The organism is Chitinophaga cymbidii, assembly GCF_007992715.1.
GTDB classification, from domain to species: Bacteria; Bacteroidota; Bacteroidia; order Chitinophagales; family Chitinophagaceae; genus Chitinophaga; species Chitinophaga cymbidii.
On record NZ_BKAU01000019.1, the window covers coordinates 1 to 698 of the forward strand.

The following is a 698-nucleotide window of genomic DNA, read 5'->3' on the forward strand; positions in this document are numbered from 1 at the left end:
ACCGCGTTCATCGCCGTTTGTAGCTGGTCACGGGTGGAGTTGGAGGGATACAAGGCTGTCATCACCGGGCGGTTCAGGCCATCGTAAAACGTCACCAGCCATTCTTTGGGTGCTTTGGCTCGCTGTGCGGAGTCCTGTGTGAACACCAGCCGGTCGCGGGTGTCATAGACCATGTGCACTGGTCCTGCGCCCGGTACCCGTTTTTCGATCATCCGGCGGCGGTGATCGTACTGGTACTGGAAGCAGAGGCCGGTAGCTACCGTGGCGGCATTCCAGGTGCTATGAATCTTCTCTACCGCCAGTGGAGGGATGACGAAGCGGAGGTTGTTCAGGTCGTCGTACACATAATAAGTACACAGCCAGCCGACATGGGCAGTGCCGGGACTGGCAGCCAGTTGTACTTTCTTGAGCACTACCTGTCCCTCCTTGTCTTTGTACTCGACCACTTTGCCGCCCTGTTCGTCGGTGATGACGTTCTTGTACAACTGGCCTGCTGCGTACATGGCCGTGGAGGTAGGCACTGTACCGCTGGCGGGCATCACCCAGATCCGTACAGAATCAGCGATGGTGTTGACCAGGTATTCCATCTTTACCGGGCGGTTGCCGCCACGTTCCACGGTGGTAAGATCGTTTTTGGCCCAGCTGTCACCGGGGCCGTAGGTGTTTAAAGGCCGGTTCAGGGGTGAAGCTTCGAAATC

Annotated in this window: 1 pseudogene; it reads right to left on the minus strand. The window is 57.6% G+C overall.

Features of this window, described 5'->3' with window-relative positions:
* Nucleotides 1-698, minus strand: a pseudogene (locus tag CCY01nite_RS26720) (DUF6443 domain-containing protein); the annotation flags it as partial.